The 21,580-nt window shown below is 72.2% G+C and carries 22 protein-coding genes; 7 read left to right on the top strand and 15 right to left on the bottom strand.

Annotation, left to right across the window (positions count from 1 at the left end; all coding sequences use genetic code 11):
• Positions 1 to 9: 9 nt before the first annotated feature.
• Positions 10 to 1,011, bottom strand: coding sequence for an ABC transporter substrate-binding protein (locus tag FCN18_RS26145; protein ID WP_112273112.1), 1,002 nt, complete (start codon positions 1,009 to 1,011; stop codon positions 10 to 12).
• Positions 1,012 to 1,115: 104 nt separating this feature from the next.
• Between FCN18_RS26145 and FCN18_RS26140 the strand changes: the two genes are divergently transcribed.
• Genes FCN18_RS26140 through FCN18_RS26130 form a run of 3 tightly spaced genes read left to right on the top strand, consistent with a single transcriptional unit; the run spans position 1,116 to position 4,053 of the window.
• Entirely contained in the window at positions 1,116 to 2,162 is a 1,047-nt protein-coding gene (locus FCN18_RS26140) for a FecCD family ABC transporter permease (protein ID WP_137096348.1), read from the top strand.
• Positions 2,159 to 3,250 (top strand): FecCD family ABC transporter permease, encoded by a 1,092-nt coding sequence (locus FCN18_RS26135; RefSeq protein ID WP_228714134.1) that lies wholly within the window; start codon positions 2,159 to 2,161, stop codon positions 3,248 to 3,250. Before FCN18_RS26140 ends, FCN18_RS26135 begins: the two co-directional genes overlap by 4 nt.
• Positions 3,247 to 4,053: an ABC transporter ATP-binding protein gene (locus FCN18_RS26130; RefSeq protein ID WP_112273116.1), complete on the top strand. Its 807-nt coding sequence runs from the start codon at positions 3,247 to 3,249 to the stop codon at positions 4,051 to 4,053. Before FCN18_RS26135 ends, FCN18_RS26130 begins: the two co-directional genes overlap by 4 nt.
• Before the next feature lie 183 nt (positions 4,054 to 4,236).
• Here FCN18_RS26130 and FCN18_RS26125 read toward each other — a convergent pair whose 3' ends face one another.
• The 6 genes from FCN18_RS26125 to FCN18_RS26100 are packed head-to-tail and all read right to left on the bottom strand — an operon-like array spanning position 4,237 to position 10,508.
• Positions 4,237 to 4,950 carry a GAF and ANTAR domain-containing protein gene (locus tag FCN18_RS26125; RefSeq protein ID WP_137096347.1) on the bottom strand — a complete coding sequence of 238 codons (714 nt, stop codon included), beginning with the start codon at positions 4,948 to 4,950 and terminating at the stop codon, positions 4,237 to 4,239.
• Positions 4,951 to 4,960: 10 nt separating this feature from the next.
• Positions 4,961 to 6,049, bottom strand: coding sequence for an acyl-CoA dehydrogenase family protein (locus FCN18_RS26120; RefSeq protein ID WP_137096346.1), 1,089 nt, complete (start codon positions 6,047 to 6,049; stop codon positions 4,961 to 4,963).
• Positions 6,042 to 6,989 carry an acyl-CoA dehydrogenase family protein gene (locus FCN18_RS26115; protein ID WP_112273119.1) on the bottom strand — a complete coding sequence of 316 codons (948 nt, stop codon included), beginning with the start codon at positions 6,987 to 6,989 and terminating at the stop codon, positions 6,042 to 6,044. Before FCN18_RS26115 ends, FCN18_RS26120 begins: the two co-directional genes overlap by 8 nt.
• Entirely contained in the window at positions 6,986 to 8,119 is a 1,134-nt protein-coding gene (locus FCN18_RS26110) for an acyl-CoA dehydrogenase family protein (protein ID WP_137096345.1), read from the bottom strand. The genes FCN18_RS26115 and FCN18_RS26110 overlap by 4 nt, the downstream gene beginning before the upstream one ends.
• The gene (locus tag FCN18_RS26105; protein ID WP_137096344.1) at positions 8,119 to 8,961 is read right to left on the bottom strand and encodes an enoyl-CoA hydratase; all 843 of its coding nucleotides are present in this window, start codon (positions 8,959 to 8,961) and stop codon (positions 8,119 to 8,121) included. Before FCN18_RS26105 ends, FCN18_RS26110 begins: the two co-directional genes overlap by 1 nt.
• Entirely contained in the window at positions 8,958 to 10,508 is a 1,551-nt protein-coding gene (locus FCN18_RS26100) for a FadD3 family acyl-CoA ligase (RefSeq protein WP_137096343.1), read from the bottom strand. The genes FCN18_RS26105 and FCN18_RS26100 overlap by 4 nt, the downstream gene beginning before the upstream one ends.
• Positions 10,509 to 10,580: 72 nt before the next feature.
• Here FCN18_RS26100 and FCN18_RS26095 point away from each other — a divergent pair, with 72 nt between their 5' ends.
• Genes FCN18_RS26095 through FCN18_RS26085 form a run of 3 tightly spaced genes read left to right on the top strand, consistent with a single transcriptional unit; the run spans position 10,581 to position 13,654 of the window.
• Positions 10,581 to 11,726 (top strand): acyl-CoA dehydrogenase family protein, encoded by a 1,146-nt coding sequence (locus FCN18_RS26095; protein ID WP_170200600.1) that lies wholly within the window; start codon positions 10,581 to 10,583, stop codon positions 11,724 to 11,726.
• Positions 11,723 to 12,493: an SDR family oxidoreductase gene (locus FCN18_RS26090; protein WP_112273123.1), complete on the top strand. Its 771-nt coding sequence runs from the start codon at positions 11,723 to 11,725 to the stop codon at positions 12,491 to 12,493. Before FCN18_RS26095 ends, FCN18_RS26090 begins: the two co-directional genes overlap by 4 nt.
• Before the next feature lie 9 nt (positions 12,494 to 12,502).
• A complete protein-coding gene (locus tag FCN18_RS26085) occupies positions 12,503 to 13,654 on the top strand; it encodes an acetyl-CoA C-acetyltransferase (RefSeq protein WP_112273124.1) in 1,152 nt (383 codons plus the stop codon).
• A 388-nt stretch (positions 13,655 to 14,042) separates the two neighbouring features.
• On the opposite strand, the gene FCN18_RS26075 is transcribed toward FCN18_RS26085, so the two are convergent.
• The 7 genes from FCN18_RS26075 to FCN18_RS26045 all read right to left on the bottom strand — a co-directional run bounded on the left by FCN18_RS26075 (position 14,043) and on the right by FCN18_RS26045 (position 20,128).
• A complete protein-coding gene (locus FCN18_RS26075) occupies positions 14,043 to 15,104 on the bottom strand; it encodes an NAD(P)H-dependent flavin oxidoreductase (RefSeq protein ID WP_112273261.1) in 1,062 nt (353 codons plus the stop codon).
• Positions 15,104 to 15,838, bottom strand: coding sequence for a CoA-transferase subunit beta (locus FCN18_RS26070; protein ID WP_137096342.1), 735 nt, complete (start codon positions 15,836 to 15,838; stop codon positions 15,104 to 15,106). The genes FCN18_RS26075 and FCN18_RS26070 overlap by 1 nt, the downstream gene beginning before the upstream one ends.
• The gene (locus FCN18_RS26065) at positions 15,835 to 16,698 is read right to left on the bottom strand and encodes a CoA transferase subunit A (RefSeq protein ID WP_112273127.1); all 864 of its coding nucleotides are present in this window, start codon (positions 16,696 to 16,698) and stop codon (positions 15,835 to 15,837) included. The genes FCN18_RS26070 and FCN18_RS26065 overlap by 4 nt, the downstream gene beginning before the upstream one ends.
• Entirely contained in the window at positions 16,698 to 17,447 is a 750-nt protein-coding gene (locus FCN18_RS26060; protein WP_137096341.1) for an enoyl-CoA hydratase family protein, read from the bottom strand. Before FCN18_RS26060 ends, FCN18_RS26065 begins: the two co-directional genes overlap by 1 nt.
• Entirely contained in the window at positions 17,447 to 18,358 is a 912-nt protein-coding gene (locus FCN18_RS26055; RefSeq protein ID WP_137096340.1) for an SDR family oxidoreductase, read from the bottom strand. Before FCN18_RS26055 ends, FCN18_RS26060 begins: the two co-directional genes overlap by 1 nt.
• A complete protein-coding gene (locus FCN18_RS26050) occupies positions 18,355 to 19,122 on the bottom strand; it encodes an SDR family oxidoreductase (RefSeq protein ID WP_137096364.1) in 768 nt (255 codons plus the stop codon). Before FCN18_RS26050 ends, FCN18_RS26055 begins: the two co-directional genes overlap by 4 nt.
• Before the next feature lie 85 nt (positions 19,123 to 19,207).
• Positions 19,208 to 20,128, bottom strand: coding sequence for an SDR family NAD(P)-dependent oxidoreductase (locus FCN18_RS26045; RefSeq protein WP_137096339.1), 921 nt, complete (start codon positions 20,126 to 20,128; stop codon positions 19,208 to 19,210).
• Positions 20,129 to 20,209: 81 nt separating this feature from the next.
• Between FCN18_RS26045 and FCN18_RS26040 the strand changes: the two genes are divergently transcribed.
• Positions 20,210 to 20,791 (top strand): TetR/AcrR family transcriptional regulator, encoded by a 582-nt coding sequence (locus tag FCN18_RS26040; protein WP_112273134.1) that lies wholly within the window; start codon positions 20,210 to 20,212, stop codon positions 20,789 to 20,791.
• On the opposite strand, the gene FCN18_RS26035 is transcribed toward FCN18_RS26040, so the two are convergent.
• Positions 20,778 to 21,575 carry a DeoR/GlpR family DNA-binding transcription regulator gene (locus FCN18_RS26035; protein ID WP_137096338.1) on the bottom strand — a complete coding sequence of 266 codons (798 nt, stop codon included), beginning with the start codon at positions 21,573 to 21,575 and terminating at the stop codon, positions 20,778 to 20,780. The two genes, FCN18_RS26040 and FCN18_RS26035, sit on opposite strands and share 14 nt — an antisense overlap.
• Between the last annotated feature and the right edge of the window lie 5 nt (positions 21,576 to 21,580).

The raw sequence follows: 21,580 nt of genomic DNA, 5'->3' as shown, positions 1-21,580 counted from the left end.
AGGTGGGGATCAGGCCCTGGCCGGGTCGACCCCGTACTGCTTCGCGATGTCGTCGAGCATGGCGTGGGCGCCCTGCAGGCTCACCGACGTGTACCACGTGTCGTCGTTGACGTCGGCGATCTTGCCCTTCAGCGTGCCCCACAGCGGGTTCGACTGGAACTGCGCCTTCGGGTCGGCCGCCTCCTGCGTCGCGTCGGCGTAGGAGGAGACGTAGACGTTGTCGGCGTCGAGCTGACCGATGTTCTCCTGGCTGAGGTCGGTCGCGATCTGCCCCTCCGCGTCCGGCTGGCCCTTCGGCCGCGCGAGGCCGACGTCCGACATCACGATGCCGGGGAAGGACTCGCTGCCGTAGAGGCGCACCGTGGGCTCGCCCTCGATGAAGCGCACGAGCGAGTACGTCGGCGTGCGGCCGAGCTTGGCCTTGATGGCGTCGCCGATCTGCTTCGCGCGGTCCTCGTAGGCGCCGATCTTCTGCTCGGCGAGCGCCTCCTTGCCGAGTGCCTTCGCCAGCAGGCGGATGTTGTCCTTCCACGTGGCGCCCGTGGTTTCGCTGAAGATCGTCGTCGCCACATTGGACAGTTCGTTGTAGATCTCCTCGTGCCGGATCTTGGCCGAGACGATGAGGTCCGGCGCGATGTCGTAGAGCTGCTCGACATCGGGGCTCGACAGCTCACCGATCATCTTCGCGTCCTTGCCGTACTGAGCGTCGTCCCCGAGGTAGTCCGGCAGGGCGTCGTAGGACGGGTACTTGGTGTACGCGACGACCTTCGTCTCCAGTGCGAGTGCGGCATCGACGTAGCTGGAGTCGAGCGCCGCGACCGTCTGCGGCCGGCCCTCGATCGTCGCCTCGCCCATGGCGTGCTTGACGGTGCGCGGGAAGCCGCCCTGCTCGGCGGACTGCGCGCCCTGCTCGGAAGGCTCCTCGTTGCTGGGTGAGCACGCCGTCAGCGCGAGGCAGGCGGCTGCGCCGGCGACGAAGGCGGCGCGCCACGGTCGGGACAGGCGAATCATCGGACACCTTTCACGTTCGGTTAGGCTCTCCTAACGGCCACTGGACCATAGATGACAGAGGCGCCGGGCAAAAGACTTCGTAACGTGGATGACAAGGAGCCGTCATGGCAACGCCCCTCGCGACACGGCCCGCCACCGTGCGCGACGGCGGCGGTCGCACCCGAAGGCGCCGGATCGCCGGACTGGCCGTGCTCATCGTGCTGCTCGCCGTGGTGTCCGCGCTGAGCTTCGTCTTCGGGGCACACCCCGTGCCGCTCGACGCGGTGTGGCACGCGCTCACCAGTCCAACCGGATCCGAGTACGACATCATCGTCCGGTCCCTGCGCGGCCCGCGCACGCTGATCGGCATCCTCGCCGGGATCGCGCTCGGCGTCGGCGGAGCACTCATGCAGGGCCACACGCGCAACCCCATCGCCGATCCCGGCCTGCTCGGCGTCAACCAGGGCGCGGCGTTCGCGATCGTGCTCGCCGCGGTGGTGTTCGGCATCCAGGGCATCCACGGCCTCATCTGGTTCGGCTTCGCGGGTGCGCTGCTCGCCGCGGTGGTGGTGTTCCTGCTCGGCGCGACCGGCGGGCGCGGCTCGACGCCGGTGACGCTCGCACTCGCGGGTGCCGCGGTGAGCGCCCTGCTCTACGGCCTCATCTCGGCGATCGTGCTCGGCGACCGGCAGGGCATGGAGACATACCGGTTCTGGCACGTCGGCTCGATCGCGGGCCGGGACTTCGCCGTGGCAGGGCAGATCGCGCCGTTCCTGCTGGTGGGCGTGCTGCTCGCGCTCGCCAACACTCCGGGGCTCAACGCGCTCTCGCTGGGTGACGACGTGGCGACGGCGCTGGGCCGCGACATCCGCCGGACCCGCATCCTCGGTGTCCTCGCCATCACGCTGCTGGTGGGCGCTGCCGTGTCGGCATGCGGACCGATCGCGTTCGTCGGGCTGATCGTGCCGCATGTGGCCAGGGCGATCACCGGCCCCGACTACCGCTGGCTGGTGCCGTTCGCGGGCCTCATCGGGGCGATCCTCGTGCTCACCGCCGACGTCCTCGGACGGGTCCTCACCGGCGACAGCCTCGAGGTGGGCATCATGCTCGCGATCGTGGGCGCGCCGATGTTCATCGCGCTGGTGCGGAGGAAAGGCCTGGCACGACTGTGAAAACCGTTCATGACGTCGTCCATGATGTCGCGGCGGCGCCCGGCCGCAAGGCGCTGCGGCTGGGCCCGCTCGCCTGGACGTTCCGGCCGAGGATCGTGCTCGTGCCCTTGGCCGGCGCCGCGCTGCTCGTCCTGGTCGCGGCGCTCAACATCGGCAAGGGCAGCGCGCACCTCGAGGTCCTCGACGTGCTGCGCACGTTGCTCGGCGGCGGCGACCGCCGCGAGAACGGGATCATCTTCGACCTGCGGCTGCCGCGCACGCTCGCCGGCGTGCTCGTCGGCGCGGCCTTCGGGCTCGCGGGCGCGGTCTTCCAGACGATCGCGCGCAACCCGCTGGCCAGCCCCGACATCCTCGGCATCACGTGGGGTGCGGGCGTCGGCGCGGTCGCGCTGATCGTCGCGGGCGGGACCCGGGGGCAGGTCAGCGGCGTGGTGGCCGAGCTGGGCGTGCCGCTCGCAGCCCTCGGGGCGGGGCTGGTGGCCGGGCTGCTGCTCTACGCGCTGTCGTGGCGGCGCGGCATCGACGGCCACCGCATGGTGCTCATCGGCATCGGTCTGTCCGCGATCGGCTACAACGCCGTGTACTGGCTGCTCACGGTCGGCGACGTCGACGACGCCACGCGCGCGACGACGTGGCTCGTCGGCAACCTCGCCGGCGTCGGCTGGGAGTCCATCGGCCCCGTCGCGATCGCGCTCGCCGTGCTCGTCCCGGCGACGCTCGTCTGCGCGCACACGATGGGCGGCCTGCAGTTCGGCGACGACACGGCACGCGGGCTCGGCATCCGCGTGGACGCCGCGCGGGGCACGCTGCTGCTGCTCGCCGCGGGGCTCGCCGCCGTGGCGACCGCCGCGGCCGGCCCGATCACGTTCGTCGCGCTGGCGAGCCCGCAGATCGCCCTGCGGCTGGCCCGCACCCCTCGCCCGCCGCTCGTCGGCTCGATGGTGCTGGGCGCGCTGCTCACCGTCGGAGCCGACCTCGCGCTGCGGACGTTCGCCCCCGACCTGCCCGTCGGCGTGCTGACCTCGGTGCTCGGCGCGCCGTACCTGATCTACCTGTTCGTCCGCTCTCGCAAAGGGGTTCGCGCGTGACCGAGGTACGGCTACGGGCCGAGGGAGTTCGGCTCGGCTACGGCGACCGCGTGGTGGTCGACGATCTCGACCTCGACGTGGTCGACGGCTCCATCACGGTGATCATCGGGCCCAACGGCTGCGGCAAGTCCACGCTGCTGCGCGCACTGGGCAGGCTGCTCGCGCCGCGCTCGGGTGCCGTGCTGCTCGACGGCAAGCGCATCGACCGGCTGCCGACCAAGGAGGTCGCGACGGTCGTCGGGCTGCTGCCACAGGCGCCGAGCGCGCCCGAGGGGCTCACCGTCGCCGACCTGGTGTCGCGAGGCCGCCAGCCGCACCAGCGGTGGTACCGGCAGTGGTCGGCCGGAGACGAGGAGGCCGTGTCGCGCGCGCTGTCGCTGACGGGCATGGACGTCCACGCGGAGCGCGTGGTCGACGAGCTTTCCGGTGGGCAGCGCCAGCGCGCGTGGATCTCGATGACGCTCGCGCAGGACACCTCGCTGCTGCTGCTCGACGAGCCGATCACCTACCTCGACCTGGCCCACCAGGTGGACGTGCTCGACCTCGTGCACCGGCTGCACACCGAGCGCGGCACCACGGTGGTCATGGTGCTGCACGACCTCAACCTCGCGGCGCGCTACGCCGACACGCTCGTGGCCATGCGGGAGGGCCGGATCGTCGCGCAGGGCCCGCCCTCGGAGGTGCTGTCCGAGCAGCTGCTGTCCGACGTGTTCGACCTCGACGCGAAGGTGCTGCCAGACCCGGTCGCGGGCACCCCGCTCGTAGTGCCCGTGAGCGCCCACCTGAGCCCCGACCGAGGCTGAGGTTCAGCACCAGCCCCCGCAGTGAAGGCCACCATGCCTGCGTTCAACGCAGTGAAGGCCACCATGCCTGCGTTCACCCGCCTCCCACCACGACCCAACCGGAGACGCTGCGCGCCGCTACGCCTGATTCCACGCGGTGAAGGTGACCTTCGCTGCGGCTGAGGCTGCAGTTGCGGGAACGGGTCAGCGGCCGCTGGAGCTTTCGTTGACCAGCCATTCGGCGGCGTCGCGGAGTTTGATGTTCGCGTGCTGTGAGGCCTGGACGAGCAGCTCGAACGCGCGGTCGGGGCCCACGCCGTGGCGCTGCATGAGGATGCCCTTGGCCATGCCGATGACGTCGCGCGTGCGCAGGGCGTTCTGCAGCTGTTCGAGCCCGCGCGACCCGGCGAGCGCGATCGCGGCGTGCGCGGCGAACAGCTCGCCGACACGCTCGGCCTCCGCGTCGAACGCGCCCGGCACCGACGAGTAAAGGTTCAGCGCTCCGATCACGGTCTTGCTGGTGAAGAGACGGAAGCACAGCATCGAACGGATGCCTGCGCGCGTGGCGCGCTCGGCGAACCTCGGCCAGCGGTCGTCCCGCACGAGGTCGCCGGTGCGGTAGACGGGGCCGTCGAGGATCGCGTCGACGCACGGCCCCTCACGCAACTCGTGCTGCCACTGGTCGAGCTTGGCGACCAGGTCGTTGGAGGGTGCCACGGACCGCATCTCGCCGCGTTCGACGAAGGAGATCCCTGCCTGCTCCGCCCCGGGCACGGTCAGTGCCGTTGCCGCCACGATCTGCTCGACGGTGCGCTCGACGTCGGGTTCCGGCTCGAGCGACCGGGCGATCTTGCTCAGGACGCCGGCCAGCCCCTCGGGTTCTCCAGGGCCCGCCACGGGCGTCAGCTCGTCGGTCATTCCGCCAGCATCACACACCGCCACCCGGAACGCCGCAAACCGCGAGCGCCGCGACGTGCGCATCGGGATCGCCGAAAAGCTGCGCGCTGCCGTGCGCCCTCCGGAAATACAGGTGCGCGTCGTGCTCCCAGGTGATGGCGATGCCGCCGTGCAACTGGATCATCTCGGCGGCGATGTGCCGCAGGGCCTCCGAGCAGACGACCTTCGCGACCGCGGCGTCCAGCGGCAGCTCCGCGGCGTCGTCGACGGCGGAGCGCACGGCCGCGTGCACGGCCGACCGCGCCTCCTCCAACCGGACGAACGCGTCTGCCATGCGGTGCTTGAGCGCCTGGAACCCGCCGATGGGCCTGCCGAACTGGTGCCGTTGCAGGCTGTACTCGACGGTGGCCTCAAGCGCCCGCTCCGCCGCCCCGGCCTGTTCCGCGGCGAGCGCGACGAGAGCGACATCCCGGACGTGTCGCAGGCACGGCGTGTAGTCACCCCGGTCAAGGCGGCGGGCTGGCACTCCGGCGAGGTCCACGGTGGCAAGCCTGCGGGCGGGGTCCAGCGACGGGGTGTGCTCACGCCGCACCCTGGCGGCGGCGGTGTCCACCTCGAACAGTCCGGTTCCCTCGCCCGTGCGGGCTGCGACGAGCAGCACGTCGGCGAGATCCCCGTCGAGCACGTAGGAGGCCGTTCCGGTGAGGGTGGAGCCGTCGGCCTGCACGGCGGGCTGTTCGGGAGACCAGTTGCCCTCCGGCCCGCTCCAGGCGAGCGCGGCGATGCGGCTGCCCTCCGCGATGCCGGGCAGCAGCCGCGCGCACGCGTCGGTGTCGCCCGTCGCGAGCAGCGCCTGTGCCGCGAGCACGGCGGAGCCGAACAGCGGGCACGGTGTCAATGTGCGGCCGAGCTCGTGGAGCACGACGCACGACTCGGCGAGCGTCGCGCCGACGCCGCCGTAGCGCTCGGGCACGGCCAGTGCCGCGACGCCGATCTGCCCGGTCAGTACCGACCACAGCTCGTGGTCGTAGCCGAGCCGGGTCTCCACGGCTGTCCTCGGCTCGGAGCGTTTGGCGAGCAGTCCGCGCACGGCCTCCCGCAGCGCCGTCGTCTCATCCATCGCGCACATCCAGCCCGGCGAGCACGCGCGCCCGATGCCAGGCCGCGCCACCCCACGCCCCGGTCAGCGCCCGCACCCGGGTGAGCCACAGGCCCAGGTCGTGCTCGGCGGTGTAGCCGATGGCGCCGTGCACCTGCAGTGCCGTGCGGGCGGCAAGGTAGGCGGCCTCGCCCGCCGCGACCTTGGCGGCGGACACGTCGCACGCGGTCATGGTGACCGCGGCGCCGTGCACGAGCGGCCGCGCGAGCTCCAGCCGCGTCGCCACGTCGGCGAGCAGGTGTTTCACGGCCTGGAACGAGCCGATGGCCCTGCCGTACTGTTCGCGCTGCCTGGCGTACGCGCTCGCCTGCTCCAGCAGCCACCGCCCGGCGCCGGCGAGCTGCGCGGACACGGCGAGCAGGCCCAGCTCGAACGCCTCCCCGGGTGCGTCTCCGAGCGCCTCGCCAGCTCGCACCCGGAACAGCCGCCGGGCGGCGTCCACCGACCGCACGGGTCCCGCCACGCTGCGGGCCCGCTCCACGCCGCCGTCGCGCACGCGCAGCACGAGCCCCGCGACATCGGCGTCGAGCGCGTACGGCACGAGCGGCGGCGAGGCCACGGTGGCGAGCAGTTCGCCGGAGGCGAGCGCGGGCAGCGACTCCCGCGGCGCGAGGCGCGGCGCCACCGCGACCGACTCGACGAGCGGCCCCGGCACGGCGTGGTAGCCGAGCACCTCGAACGCCACCACCAGGTCGGCGGCCGAGGCACCGAGCCCGCCGTCGCGCTCAGGCACGAGCAGTGCGGGCACGCCGAGGTCGGCCAGGTCGCGCCAGATCTTGAGGCCGGGCTCATGTCTGCCCTCGCCCCACTCGCGGACGGCAGCGGGCGTGTCTGCTCCGGCCAGCAGGTCGTGCAGGCTCTCGGCGAACTGCTTCTGCTCCGCGGTGGGGGCGAATCTCATCGGGCCTCCCTCGGCAGGCCGAGCAGGCGTTCGGCGATCGTGTTGCGCTGGATCTGGTCGGTGCCGCCGTAGATCGGGCCCGCGAGTGAGAACAGGTAGCCGTCGGTCCACGGCCCGGCGACCTCGCCCTCGGGACCGAGCAGGTCGAGCGCGGTCTCGTGCAGCGCGACGTCGAGGTGTGACCAGAACAGCTTGTTGACGCTGGACTCCGGGCCGAGGCCGCCGCCCTCGGCGAGCCTGGTGACCGTGCCGTACGTGTAGAGCTGGTAGGCCCGCGCGCCGATCCACGCGTCGGCGACCCGCTCCGCGACGGCCGCGGGCTCGCCCTGCTCCCGCCACAGCGTCACGAGCCGGTCCGCGGCGGCGAGAAAGCGGCCGGGGCTGCGCAGCGACAGGCCGCGCTCGTTGTTGGCCGTGGTCATCGCCACCCGCCAGCCCTCGCCGGGCTCGCCGATCACGTCGGTGTCGGGCACGAGCACGTTGTCCAGGAAGATCTCCGCGAACCCCGGCTCGCCGTCGAGCTGCGGGATCGGCCGCACCGTCACACCCTCGGCGCGCAGGTCGAACATGAGGTAGGTGAGCCCGCGATGCCGCTGCGACTCCGGATCGCTGCGGAACAGCCCGAAGGCCCGGTCGGCGAAAGCGGCCCGCGAGCTCCACGTCTTCGCGCCCGAGGCCAGCCAGCCGCCGTCGGTGCGCACCGCCCGGCTGCGCAGCGCGGCGATGTCGCTGCCGGCCTCTGGCTCCGACCACGCCTGCGCCCACACCTGCTCGCCGCGGGCCATGGGCGGCAGGATCCGGTCGCGCTGCTCCTGGGTGCCGTGGGCGAACAACGTGGGGGCGAGCATGAAGATCCCGTTCTGTCCGACCCGGCCGGGCGCGCCGGCCGCGTAGTACTCCTCCTCGAACAGCAGCCACTGCAGCAGGGACGCGTCGCGGCCCGTGTACTCGCGCGGCCACGACACCACGGACAGGCGCGCGTCCGCGAGCTTCGCCTCCCACTCGCGGTGCTGGGCGAAGCCCTCCGCGGTGTCCATCGAGGACAGTGCGGGCCGCGGCACGTGCTCGGCGAGCCACTCCCGCACCTCGTCTCGGAAGGCCGCAGACGCCTCGTCGATGTCGAGGTCCACTAGCGGGCCCCGTTCCCGTCCCGCATCGACCGCGCCGTCTGCCCGCCGAGCGAGTCGGCCGAGGTCTCCGCGTTGTGGGCGTGCGCGAAGTGGTGCAGGCCGAAAACCGAGTCCATTCCGGACCGCAGGCCCATCAGGTCCTCGGCCTGGTTCACCGCCTTCTTCGCCAGCGCCAGCCCGAACGACGGCATCGCGGCGATCTTCCCGGCCAGCTCCAGCGTGCGCTGCCCCAGCTCCGCGCGCGGCACCACCCGGCTCACCATGCCCCACTCCTTCGCCTGGTGGACATCGAAGCGCTCGCCGGTGAACAACACCTCCTTGGCCGCCCTCGGCCCGAGCACCCACGGGTGCGCGAAGTACTCGACTCCGGGGATTCCCATGCGCACCACCGGATCGGCGAAGAACGCGTCGTCGGCGGCCACGATGAGGTCGCACACCCAGGCGAGCATGAGCCCGCCCGCGATGCACGCGCCCTGCACCGACGCGATCATCGGCTTGGGGATCTCCCGCCACCGGCGGCACATGCCCAGGTACACCTCGGACTCGCGGGCGAACCGCCGGTCGCCGCCCTCGCGGGTGGTGTGGTCCCACCACACCACCGCCCTGCGGTCGAAGGACTCGTCGGCATCCCGGCCGGGAGAGCCGATGTCGTGGCCCGCCGAGAAGTGCTTGCCCTCGCCCGCGAGGACGATCACCGTCACGTCGGGGTCGTCAACCGCGCGCGTGAACGCGTCGTCGAGCGCGTAGGTCATCGCCGAGTTCTGCGCGTTGCGGTACTCGGGGCGGTTCATCGTCACGAGCGCCACCCCGTCGCGGCGCTCGTAGCGGACCACGTCCGTCATGCGTCCTCCTTACCCAGCAGGCGTTTCAGCACCTTGCCCGAGGCGTTGCGCGGCAGCTCGGGTACGAACTCCACCGAGCGGGGCCGCTTGTAGTTGGCGAGGCGTTCCCGGCAGAACGCGAGCACGTCGTCCTCGGTGAGCTGCCCGCCGGAGACGACGAAGGCCCTGCCCACCTCGCCGAGCCGCCCGTCCGGCACGCCGACGACGGCGATGTCCTCGACGCCGTCGAGCTGCCGGAGCGCCTGCTCGACCTCGGCCGGGTAGACGTTGAAACCGCCGCAGATGTACATGTCCTTGAGCCGGTCGGTGATCGTCAGGTTTCCGTCGGCGTCGAGCGCGCCGACGTCGCCCGTGTGCAGCCAGCCGTCGGCGTCGATCGCCTGTGCCGTGGCGTCGGGGTCGCCGAGGTAGCCGAGCATCACGTTCGGGCCGCGCAGCAGGATCTCACCGGATCCGGCGATCGCGATCTCGAACCCCGCGGTGGCCCGGCCCGATGTGCGCGCCACGGTGTCCGGGTCGTCGCCGGGCCTGCACATCGTGGCCACCACGGCCTCGGTGAGCCCGTACGCGGTGAGCACGGTGCGGAAGCCGAGTTCGTCGCGCATGCGCTCGACGAGCGTCACCGGCACCGTGGCGGCTCCGGTGACCGCGAGCCGCAGGGACGAGAGGTCCCGGCCCGGCGCCTCGGGCAGCAGGCTCTGGAAGATCGTCGGCGCGCCGGGCAGCACCGACACCCGCTCCGCCTCGACGAGGTCGAGCAGCGACCCCGTGTCGAACACGGCCTGCGGTAGCAGCGTCGCCCCGGTGAGCAGGCTGACGAGGATGCCGGCCTTGTAGCCGAAGCTGTGGAAGAAGGGGTTCACCACGAGGTAGCGGTCGGTCTCGGTCACCTCGCCGCACTCGGCCCACGCCTGTGCCACGGCGAGCGCCTGCCGGTGTGCGGACTGCACGCCCTTGCTGCGGCCCGTGGTGCCCGAGGTGAAGAGGATGTCGCTCACGTCGTTCGGCGACACCGCGTCGGCACGCGCCTCGACCTTGGTCAGCGGCACGCGCTCGGCCACGTCGGGCAGGTCGGGCCAGTCGAGGACTCCCTCGGCCGGGGCGAGCGGGCCGGGCACCGGGACGCGGATGACCGTGCCGAGGTCGGGCAGGCCCTCCTCCCCGGAGGCCTCGCGGATCCCGGCGAGCCGGTCGGTGCCGAGGAAGTCGCCCGCGACCACCAGCGCACGGGCGCGGCTGCGGCGCAGCAGGTCGACCGTCTCGGCCCCGGTGAACCGGGTGTTGACGGGTACGAGCGTCGCGCCCGCGTAGTGGGCGCCGAGCGCGGCCACGATCCAGTGGTGGGTGTTGGGCGAGTTGATCGCCACGCGGTCGCCCGCCCGGACACCTCCGGCGGCGAACACTCGCGCCAGCATTCGAACATGTTCTAGAAGTTCGGCGAACGTCAACCGCACGTCGCCGTCCACCACGGCCTCACGGGATCCGAACAGCTGCGCCGCAGCCCTGACCGCACCGGGGATCGACCGCGCGATGTGCGTCTCTGCCATCTCGCTCCCTCACTGGACGCGAAATCTAGAACGTGTTCTCATTATGCCAGTGAACCGTAGCAGGAGGTGAGGGTGAAGGACCACGAGCTGTTCCGCCGTGAGGTGGCGGACTGGCTGGCCGAGAACCTCACCGGCGAGTTCGCCGGGCTGCGCGGGCTCGGCGGCCCCGGCCGCGAGCACGAGGCGTTCGACCTGCGCCTGGCCTGGGAACGGCACCTCGCCGCGTCCGGCTGGACGTGCGTCGGCTGGCCGCGCGAGTTCGGCGGGCGCGGGCTGAGCCTCGAGGAGCAGGTGATCTTCCACGAGGAGTACGCGGCCTCCGGCGCCCCCGCGCGCGTCGGCCACCTCGGCGAACAGCTGCTCGGGCCAACGCTCATCGCACTCGGTACGCCCGAGCAGCGGCAGCGGTTCCTGCCGAAGATCGTGGCCGTCGAGGAACTGTGGTGCCAGGGCTACTCCGAGCCGGGCGCGGGCTCGGACCTGGCGGCGGTGTCGACGTCGGCTCGGCTCGACGGCGACACGTGGGTGGTGAGCGGGCAGAAGATCTGGACCTCCCTCGCCCACGTCGCCGACTGGTGCTTCGTGCTGGCCCGGACCGAACCGGGCTCGCGGCGGCACGCGGGGCTGTCGTACCTGCTCGTGCCGCTGCGGCAGGACGGCGTCACCGTACGGCCCATCCGGCAGCTCACCGGGACCTCGGAGTTCAACGAGGTGTTCTTCGACGGCGCGCGCACACCCGCGTCGATGGTGGTGGGCGAGCCCGGCGACGGCTGGCGCGTCGCGATGGCGACTCTGGGCTTCGAACGCGGCGTGTCCACGCTCGGCCAGCAGATCGGCTTCCGGCGCGAGCTGGAGGGCGTGATCGAGCAGGCCAGGCGCACGGGCACGATCGACGACCCCGTGCTGCGGGCGGACCTCACGCGCGCGTGGATCGGCCTGCGCGTGCTGCGCGCCCACGCGCTGCGCACGCTCGGCGATGAGGCGGGTCCCGAGGTGGCCGTGGGCAAGCTGCTGTGGGCGCAGTGGCACCGCCGCCTCGGCGAGCTGGCCATGCGCGCGCGGGGCGCGCGGTCGCTGACCCACGACGGCGAGCCCGACGAGTGGCAGCGGTTGTTCCTGTTCTCCCGCGCCGACACCATCTACGGCGGCTCCGACGAGATCGAGCGCAACATCATCGCCGAGCGCGTGCTCGGCCTGCCGAAGGAGGCGCGCGCGTGATACCCGAGTACCCACCGGGCCGGGATCTGCTGGCGGGCAAGGTCGTGGTGGTCACGGCCGCCGCGGGCACCGGCATCGGCTCCGCCGTCGCGCGGCGCGCGCTCGAGGAGGGCGCGTCCGTGGTCGTGAGCGACTGGCACGAACGGCGGCTCGCCGCCACGGCCGCCGAGCTGGCCGAGCTCGGCAAGGTGCACGCGATCCCCTGCGACGTCACCGACGAAGCGCAGGTCCAGTCCCTCGTGGACGGTTCTTGCGACCAGTTCGGACGGATCGACGTGCTGGTGAACAACGCCGGGCTCGGCGGCACGAAGTCCATTCTGGACATGACCGACGAGGAGTGGTCTCGGGTGCTGGACGTGACGCTGGGCGGCACGTTCCGCTGCACCAGAGCGGCACTGCGCCGGTTCGTCCAGCAGGGCGGCGGTGGCGTGATCGTCAACAACGCGTCGGTGGTGGGCTGGCGCGCACAGGCGGGTCAGGCGCACTACGCGGCGGCCAAGGCGGGCGTCATGGCGCTCACGCGATGTGCCGCGATCGACGCCGCAGAGCACGGGATCCGCGTCAACGCCGTCGCCCCGAGCCTCGCGATGCATCCGTTCCTCGCCAAGGTCACCAGCGACGAGCTGCTCGAGCAGCTCGAGCGGCGTGAGGCTTTCGGGCGCGCCGCTCAGCCGTGGGAGGTCGCCAACGTCATGGTCTTCCTCGCCAGCGACTACGCCAGCTACCTCACCGGCGAGACCGTCTCCGTGTCCAGCCAGCACCCCTAGGAGTTCTTCGTGGCCGAGGCCTACCTCATCGACGCGCTGCGCACACCCGTCGGCAAGCGGGGCGGCGCGCTGTCCACAGTGCACTCGGCGGATCTCGCCGCCCACGTGATCGGCGCGGTCGTCGAGCGCAGCGGCGTCGATCCCACGCTCGTGGACGACGTGATCCTCGGCTGCACCGACACGCTCGGTCCGCAGGCGGGCAACATCGCGCGCACGGCGTGGCTCGCGGCGGGGCTGCCCGACCACGTGCCCGGCGTGACCGTGGACCGGCAGTGCGGGTCGTCGCAACAGGCGGTGCACTTCGCGGCGCAAGCGGTGCTGTCGGGAACCGCGGACGCCGTGGTCGCGGGCGGGGTGCAGAACATGAGCCGGATCCCGATCAGCGCGGCGATGCTGGCCGGGCGCGAGTACGGGTTCGACGACCCGTTCTCCGGGTCGAAGGGCTGGCAGGAGCGTTACGGCAGCGCGGAGGTGTCGCAGTTCCGCAGCGCGGACATGATCGCCGAACACTGGGACATCACGCGCGAGGACATGGAGGCGTACGCCTACCGCAGTCACCAGCGGGCGCTCACGGCCGTCGAGGAGGGCCGGTTCGAGCGCGAGATCGTGGCCTTCGCGGGGTTCGCCGTCGACGAGGGCCCTCGTCCCGACACGACGCCGGAGAAGATGGCCGGGCTGAAGCCGTTGAGCGAGGGCTCGCGGCTCACGGCGGCCGTGGCGAGCCAGATCTCCGACGCGGCGAGCGCGGTGCTGCTGGCGTCGGAGCCGTTCGTGAACGAGCACGGACTGAAGCCCAGGGCGCGGATCCACCACATCTCGGTGCGCGCCGCCGATCCGGTGTGGATGCTGACCGGTCCCATTCCCGCGACCGCCCACGCGCTGCGCAAAACGGGGCTGACCATCGACGACATCGACCTCTTCGAGGTCAACGAGGCGTTCGCGAGCGTGGTGCTGGCCTGGCTCGACGAGACCGGAGCCGATCCGGACCGCGTCAACGTCAACGGCGGCGCGATCGCTCTCGGTCATCCCATCGGGGCGACCGGTACGAAGCTGCTGGCGACCCTGCTGAACGAGCTGGAGCGCACCGGTGGCCGTTACGGCCTGCAGACCATGTGCGAGGGCGGCGGCACCGCGAACGTAACCATCATCGAACGCCTCTGACGCTCGCGAGTCCCCCGCTCCCGTCCGCGAGTCCCCCGCTCTGGCGCGCGAGTCCCCCGCTCCCGCCCGCGAGTTCTGCACTCGGGCACGCGAGTTCTGCACTCGGGCACGCGAGTTGCCCGCTCCGGACGACGCGAGGTATCGCACTCGGCGGCTCCGCGGCGGCGACACGGACACGGGCACGCACGACTCGGCGTCCGGAGCGGGCCACTCACGCGCCGGAACGGGCGACTCGCGGGCCGGAGCGGGCCACTCGACGTCCGGAACGGGCCACTCGACGTCCGGAACGGGCCACTCGCGGGCCGGAACGGGCCACTCGGCGTCCGGAACGGGGGACTCGCGGGCCGGAGCGGGGGACTCGCGGGCCGGAGCGGGGGACTCGCGGGTGTCAGGGGGCGTCGGTCACCTGGGCCGGCAGGGCGCTCAGGATCGCTTCCGCGTCGGCCACCACGCGGTCGACCAGCTCGGCCACCGTGGGCAGGTCGTCGAGCAGGCCCACCACCTGGCCGGAGGCCAGCACACCCGCATCGGTCCGCCCTTCGACGAGCCCCGAGCGCAGCAGCATCGGGGTGTTCGCAGCCATCACCACCTGGCTCCACGTCAGCTCGTTTCCGCGCTTCATCGCCAGCCCCTCGCGGACCATCGCCGACAACGAGAGCCCCGTCAGCGCCCGAAAACGCAACGCGTTGCGCAGCGCCTGCCCGAGAGCGCGCAACCGGCCCGCCGACTCCAGCCGCTCCACCAGCTCGGTCCGCAGGACGCGGTGCGGCAGGCCGTCGACCCGCTTCGTCACCACGGTGCCGGCGAGGCCCTGCCCGAGGTAGTACCGCTTGACGTCGTCGGGCACCGTGCTGTCCTTCGTCAGCAGGAACCGGGTGCCCATCGCCACCCCGGCGGCCCCGTACGCCAGCGCCGCCGCGAGCCCGCGCCCGTCGAAGAACCCGCCGGCCGCCACCACGGGGATATCCACGGCGTCGAGCACCGACGGCAGCAGCAGCGTCGTCGCCACCGCTCCCGTGTGCCCACCGCCCTCGCCGCCCTGCACGATCACGGCGTCGGCACCCCACCCGGCGACCTTCTCCGCGTGCCGCGCCGCACCGACGGAGGGGATCACGACGGCGCCGTTGTCCTTCAGCTTGGCGATCAGCTCCCTGCGCGGCGCCAGCGCGAACGACGCCACGCGCACACCCTCGGCGATCAGCAGGTCCACGCGCTCGCCCGCGTCGTCGGCGTCGGCCCGCAGGTTGACGCCGAAGGGGTTCGCGGTGCGCTTCTTGGTCTCGGCGATCGCAGCGGCCAGCTCGTCGTAGGTCATCGTCGCCGACGCGAGGATGCCGAGTCCCCCCGCCTCGGCCGTCGCCGACACGAGCCGGGGACCGGCCACCCAGCCCATCCCCGTCTGCACCACGGGATGCCGCACGCCCACCAGGCGCGTCAGCGCGGTCTCGATCACGATCGGACTTCCCGGTCCCGCGACCCCGATGGGTCGAGCACCTCGCGGATCAGCCGCAGCTCCTCGGCGGAAGGCAACCGGGTCACGCCCGCGCCGTCCAGCTCGATCTCGAACGACGTCGCCTCCACCACCTCGGCGGCCTCGACGCCGAGATGCAGCGACACCGCGCGCATCCCGTGGTCCTGGCCGCCGAAGTCGAACACGCCCAGGTTGGTCACCACGCGGTGCACGTCGTGGAACCGCTGCGCCGACGGACCCGCCTTCGCGGCGTTGTCGTACCCGACCCCGGACACGACGTCCACGGACGGGACGAACACGCGCCTGCTGTGCCGGGGAACCCAGTAGCTGGTGCGGTGGTTGACGGTGTTGCCGGGCGCGCCGCGAACTCCGAGCAGCTGCTTGACGGGCCGCTCGTGGTCGCCGATCGCGGAGATGTTCTGGTTGCCGTACCGGTCGATCTGGTTGGCGCCCATCACGACGTGCCGCCGTCCGTGCGGCACGATCATCTCCAGCATCTTGCGGAACGGCTGCCAGCCCTCCACCGCGCCGCCCGCGTCGAGCAGGTACGCCTCGCCGTCGGAGAGCAGCAGGTCGGGCTCGAACGTCAGCCTGGCCAGCCGCGCGCCGATCGAGGGCACCAGGCCCATCGGGCTCACCAGCAGCTCACCGTCGCCGCGGAACAGCTCCGCGACCGCGACGATCGCCACCTCGGCCCTGCTCGCGTCGTTCACTTCGCCTCCTCCGCGAACCGTGCGACCTCTTTCTGGTACGCCCGCTCGTCCCCGGACAGGAAGCGGTCGGCGAAGCCGGGCCAGCGCTCGGGGTCCTTGGCGCATTCGGCGTAGTGCCGCTGGAACGCCTCGTCGCGGCCGTAGTCGGGCACGGCAGTGGTGAAGTGGGCTCCGCGCGGCGCCTCGACCACGGCGTCCACAGTGGACCGATTGAGAAGCAGTGACTGTACGGGCCCCTCGTCCAGGAGGTCACCGGTTTCCACCACCTTCTCCACCGACACGATCCGCTGTTTCGCGGCGAGGCAGAAGAGGTCGTCGAAGTACGGGTCGGGGCCGAGGTACTGCGCGTTGCCGCGCGCGTCGGCGCGGTTGAGGTGCACGAACGCGACGTCGAGCTCCTGCGCGGGCACGGCGACCAGCTCCTCGCCGTCGGCGTAGGGCGAACGCACGGTCCGCAGGCCGGGGTTGACGCGCAGGACGTCGGAGCCGAGTCCGGCGCGCGTCGGCAGGAACGGCAACCGCTGCGCGGCCGCCGACAGCGCCGCGGCGAACATGCCCTCGTCGTACTCGGTCACCTCAACGGCCCCGGACTCGCGCACGCGCCCGAACCACGGGTCGAACGGGATGGAGTCGAGGGTCACGAAGCCGAACACGACCCGCCGCAGCTTGCCGGCCGAGGCCAGCAGGCCGATGTCGGGCCCGCCGTAGGACACCACGGTGAGGTCCTTCACCGGCGAGCGCAGGATCGCGCGCACCAGCGACATCGGCTTGCGCCGGGAGCCCCAGCCGCCGATGCCGATCGTCATGCCGTCTTCCAGCCCGGCGACGACCTCGTCGGCGGTGGCGGTCTTGTCGGCCATCACGTGTCCTTGTCGTCCAGGAACTTCTGGCGCGCCTCGTCGGAGGCGCCCAGCAGGTTCAGCTCGAAGGTGAAACCCTGCTCGAAGCGGTAGCTGCGGTGCACGTCCTGCGGGTCGATGCCGTTCAGCGCCTCCTTGGCGGCCCTGATCACCCGCGTGTCCTTCTTCGCGATGTCGCGGGCCACGTCCAGCGCGGCCTCGTCGAGGTCGGCGCGCGGCACCACCCGGTACACCGAGCCGTAGCCGTGCAGCTGCCCCGCGCTGACCGTGCGGGCCGTGAAGTACAGCGTGCGCAACAGGTGCGGCGGCACGAGCCGCGCGAGGTGGGTGGCCGCGCCGAGCGCGCCGCGCTCCACCTCCGGCACGCCGAACGTCGCGTCGTCTGAGGCCACCACCACGTCGGCGTTGCCGACGAGCCCGATCCCTCCGCCGAGGCAGAAGCCGTGCACCGCGGCGATCACGGGCACCGCGCAGTCGTACACCGCGCCGAACGCCGCGTAGCAGCCGCGGTTGGCGCCCACCAGCGCCTCGTAGCCGGTGCTGCGCTGGATCTCCTTGATGTCCACCCCGGCGTTGAACCCCCGGCCCTCGGCGCGCAGCACCACCGCGTGCACGTCGGGGTCCCTGCCCGCGGTCTCGATCGCGTCCGCGAGGTCGAACCAGCCCCGCACGGGCAGCGCGTTGACGGGCGGGAAGTCGACGGTGACCACCTCGATGTGGCTCGCGGGCCTGCTGGTGACGATGCCCATCAGCGCGCCCCGTAGACCGGCTCGGGTTCGGGTGCCCGCTCCAGCAGCCTGGCGACGACCGGCCCCAGCTCGGCCGGTTCCCAGCGGGCGCCCTTGTCCTCGGCGGGACCGTGCCGCCAGCCCTGCGCGAGCGACACCTGGCCGCCCTCGACCTCGAACACGCGGCCCGTCACCTCAGCGGACTCCTCGCTGCCGAGCCACACCACGAGCGGCGAGACGTTCTCGGGCGCCATCACGTCGAAGCCGTCTTCCGGCGCGGCCATCATCTCGGCGAACACCTCCTCGGTCATGCGGGTGCGGGCCGAGGGGGCGATGGCGTTGACGGTCACGCCGTAGCGAGCCAGCTCCTCGGCCGCCACCACGGTGAGCCCCGCGATCCCGGCCTTGGCGGCCACGTAGTTGCCCTGCCCGACGCTGCCGAGCAGGCCCGCGCCCGAGCTGGTGTTGATCACACGCGCGCTCGGTTTCCGGCCCGCCTTCGCCTCGGCCCGCCAGTGCGCCGCCGCGTGCCGCAGCGTCGCGAAGTGCCCCTTCAGGTGCACGCGGATGACGGCGTCCCACTCGTCCTCGGCGAGGTTGACGAGCATCCGGTCGCGCACCACACCGGCGTTGTTCACGAGCACGTCCAGCCGTCCGAAGTGTTCGAGCGCGGAGCTGATCAGCCGCTGCGCTCCCGCGAAGTCGGCCACGTCGTCGGTGTTGGCCACGGCCTTGCCGCCGAGCGCCTCGATCTCGGCGACGACGTCGGCGGCCGGTCCCTCGGCGGTGGCCGAGCCGTCGAGCGCAACGCCGACGTCGTTGACCACCACCTGCGCGCCCTCGGCCGCGAACGCGAGCGCGTGCGCGCGGCCGATGCCCCGCCCGGCTCCGGTGACGATCACGACCCGGCCCTGACACAGTCCACTGCTCATTCGTGCTCCCCGTGGTTGACGTCGGTGGCGGCGAGGAAGGCGGGCAGCTCGCCACCGCCGTGGACGAGCAGCGTGGCGCCGCTGACGTAGGAGGCCAGCGGAGAGGCGAGGAACAGCGCGCAGTTGCCGATCTCCTCGGGCTCGGCGAGCCTGCCGAGCGGCACCGTCTTGCCGACGGCCGCGACCGCCGCCTCGCTGCCGTAGTGCAGCTCGCCGCTCTCGGTGCGGACCATGCCGACGTCGAGCGCGTTCACACGCACCTTCGGCGCCCATTCGACGGCGAGACTGGCGGTGAGGTTGTCGAGCCCGGCCTTGGCGGCGCCGTAGGCGGCGGTGCCCGGTGACGGCCTGCGCCCGCTGACGCTGCTGATCATCACGATCGAGCCGCCGGAGTCCTGCCGCTGCATCACGGCGTTGGCGTGCTGCGCGACGAGCAACGGCGCCAGCAGGTTGAGCCGGATCACCTTGTCGTGGAAGCGGGGCGACGCCCCGGCCGCGGGCGCGTACGGCGCGCCGCCCGCGTTGTTGACGAGCACGTCGAGCCTGCCGTGCTCGTCGAGAACCTGTTGCAGCATGTGCTCGACCTGATCGGGCTCGCGCACGTCACAGCGGATGAACCCTGACTCGGCGTTCTCGGGCCGGTTGCGGGCGCAGGTGACCACGGTCGCGCCGTTCTCCCGGAAAACCCGGGCGATCCCCGCGCCGACCCCGCGGACGCCACCGGTCACCAGCACGACGGCACCGTCCTGCCGCACGTCCGGCACTGCCACGGCCACCTCCGCTCGTTCGCCTGCCCTCGAAACTAGAACACGTTCTCGAAATGGACAAGCGCCGGGGCGACCCGGGCCGCTACCGCACCTCGGCGGGCAGGCCGCACAGCTGCGCCGCCGCGGCCCACAGGTCCTCCTCCCTGGCCTCGTCGTAGGACTCCGGCGACGACGGCACGGCCTTGCCGCGGTCGAGGTAGGACCCGCTGGCCCCTGGCCGCGGTCCCATCGCGGTCTTGGCCAGCAGCCTGCCCGCCGCCACGGGTCCCATCGCGAACGGCGTCGCGCGTGCCAGCTGCAGCACCGTCCGCGCGGCGAACCGGCTCACCGGATCGGCGTCGCGCACGAGCCCCGTGCCCGGCACCAGTCCGGGGTTGTACGTGTAGCCGTCGACACCGTCCGGCAGGCGGCGCGCAAGCGCGTGCACCAGGTACAACACCGCGAGTTTGCTCGTCGCGTACGCCCGCCTGCCCTCGCGCACCCCGCCCGGCCTGGGCCGGGCCAGCTCGGCCACCGTCGTCCACCTCGGTGCCGGGATCAGCCCGCCGCTGTGTTTGAAGTCGCCGAAGTGCACGTCGCTGCCCACCACGACGATCCGCGAGCCCCGCTCGAACCGGTCGAACAGCAGCCGCAGCAACAGGTAGTTCGCGAGCACGTTGACGCCGAACGTGGCCTCGAACCCGTCCTCTGTCGCCCGCGTCGTCGAGACCATCTGCAGGCCGGCGTTGCCGAGGAAACCGGTCAGCGGCGGCAGTTCCCCGACGTCGATCCTCCGCTCGATCTCCTGGACCGCCTTGCGGATGTCGGCGAACGAAGCCAGATCGGCGGAGACGGTGGAAACGTTGCGGTTTCCGGTCTTGCCAGCCAGCTCCGTGGCGAGGCGGTCGCCGTTCGCACCGCGCACGGTCAGCAGGAGGTGCTGGTCCGGGTGATCTCGCAGCAGCTGCTCGGCGGCCTCCCGGCCCAGGCCCCGGCTCGCGCCGGTCATCAGCAGAGTTCCCATGTCTCCCTCTCAGCGGAATTCCGTTCCATATGGAACTGAGTACCACTATAGACACGGTACCGCCCACGTACAATGACGGCCATGTCCGACCGGGTCCCGTTGCGCGAGCGCAAGCAGCAACGCGTGCGGGAGCAGATCATCAAGGCCGCGTTCGAGCTGTTCGCCGAGCGCGGCTACGCACACGTCACCGTCGCCGACATCGCCGAGCGCGCCGAGGTCGGCCGCACGACGTTCTTCCGGTACTTCGGCGACAAGCAGGAGGTCGTGTTCTACGAGGAGCAGGCCATCCTCGACGGCATCATCGAGCGCCACGGCGCGCTGACGCCGGAGCGGCCCACGCTCGCCGAGGCGGTCGAGCACCTCCGCGCGGCCACCGTGGCGATCTGTGAGGACGTGACGAGCGACGCCGAGCACTACCTCACGTACCTCCGGCTCGTGAACGAGACGCCCGAGCTACGGGACCGGAGCACGCGGAAGTTCGCGCTCTACACCGGCACGCTGACCGAGAACCTGCGCGAGCGGGGCGCCACGGAGCTCGTCGCCACGCTCGCGCCCCAGCTCGCACTCGCCTGCTTCAACGCGGCCGTCCAGCTCGCCGGCGACGACCCGGAGGCGCTGCCGCGCGCGGTCGACGCCGCGTTCGACGAGCTCACGGCTCGCTGACCGCCCCGGAGGCACGCACGGGGAGCAGGGCACAGCCCGACACGGACTCGAACGGCTCCAGCGCGGCCGGATCGCCGTCGTCCACGATCACCGTGTGCTCGCGGTCCATCGGGGCCCAGTACGAGAACGGCGAGCTGTCCAGTTTGGAGTGATCGACGAGCACATAGGACTCTCGCCCGGCGTGTAGCATCGCGTGCTTGAGCTGTGCCTGCTCCAGCGTCGGAGCGCACAGCCCGCGCCGCGCGGTCAGCCCGTCCGCGCCGAGGAACACGCGATCCGGCGTGATGTGCCTCAGCTGCTGCTCGACGGTCGGGCCGAGGATGGCCTCGTTGGGGTGCCGCAGCCGCCCGCCGAGCACCACCACGTCGATGTCGGGGCTGTCGGCGAGCGCGAGCAGCACCGTGAGCCCGTTGGTCACCACGGTGAGGCCCGACCGGCCGGCCAGGTGGTGCGCGAGCCGCCCCGTGGTGGTGCCCGCGTCGAGCAGCACCACCTCGCCGTCGCGCACCAGCCCGGCGGCGGCCCTCGCGACCGCGTTCTTCTCCTCGGCGTGGCTCGCGTCCTTCTCCCGCAGGGTGCGCTCGACGCTGGGGCCGGTGTCGAGCGCGCCGCCGTAGGTGCGGACGACGTGCCCCTCCCTGGCCAGCTCGGTCAGGTCACGCCGGATCGTCGACGACGACACCCCGAACTGCTCGGCCAGCGCCTGGATACTGCTGTCGCCACCGCGCACGGCGGCGAGCAGCATCGTGCGCCGCTGGGTCGTCGTCTGCCGGGGAACGGTCACGCCGG

The organism is Prauserella endophytica, assembly GCF_005146945.1.
Classification (GTDB): domain Bacteria; phylum Actinomycetota; class Actinomycetes; order Mycobacteriales; family Pseudonocardiaceae; genus Prauserella_A; species Prauserella_A endophytica.
Note: the sequence above shows the minus strand (reverse complement) of the source record. Positions and strands in the feature narration are given on the sequence as shown.

Coding starts and splice junctions, on each gene's coding strand:
- FCN18_RS26145 (WP_112273112.1), bottom strand. CDS start 1,011: ATGATTCGCCTGTCCCGACCGTGGCGCGCCGCCTTCGTCGCCGGCGCA.
- FCN18_RS26140 (WP_137096348.1), top strand. CDS start 1,116: ATGGCAACGCCCCTCGCGACACGGCCCGCCACCGTGCGCGACGGCGGC.
- FCN18_RS26125 (WP_137096347.1), bottom strand. CDS start 4,950: ATGACCGACGAGCTGACGCCCGTGGCGGGCCCTGGAGAACCCGAGGGG.
- FCN18_RS26120 (WP_137096346.1), bottom strand. CDS start 6,049: ATGGATGAGACGACGGCGCTGCGGGAGGCCGTGCGCGGACTGCTCGCC.
- FCN18_RS26115 (WP_112273119.1), bottom strand. CDS start 6,989: ATGAGATTCGCCCCCACCGCGGAGCAGAAGCAGTTCGCCGAGAGCCTG.
- FCN18_RS26105 (WP_137096344.1), bottom strand. CDS start 8,961: ATGACGGACGTGGTCCGCTACGAGCGCCGCGACGGGGTGGCGCTCGTG.
- FCN18_RS26100 (WP_137096343.1), bottom strand. CDS start 10,508: ATGGCAGAGACGCACATCGCGCGGTCGATCCCCGGTGCGGTCAGGGCT.
- FCN18_RS26065 (WP_112273127.1), bottom strand. CDS start 16,698: ATGGCCGACAAGACCGCCACCGCCGACGAGGTCGTCGCCGGGCTGGAA.
- FCN18_RS26060 (WP_137096341.1), bottom strand. CDS start 17,447: ATGGGCATCGTCACCAGCAGGCCCGCGAGCCACATCGAGGTGGTCACC.
- FCN18_RS26055 (WP_137096340.1), bottom strand. CDS start 18,358: ATGAGCAGTGGACTGTGTCAGGGCCGGGTCGTGATCGTCACCGGAGCC.
- FCN18_RS26045 (WP_137096339.1), bottom strand. CDS start 20,128: ATGGGAACTCTGCTGATGACCGGCGCGAGCCGGGGCCTGGGCCGGGAG.
- FCN18_RS26040 (WP_112273134.1), top strand. CDS start 20,210: ATGTCCGACCGGGTCCCGTTGCGCGAGCGCAAGCAGCAACGCGTGCGG.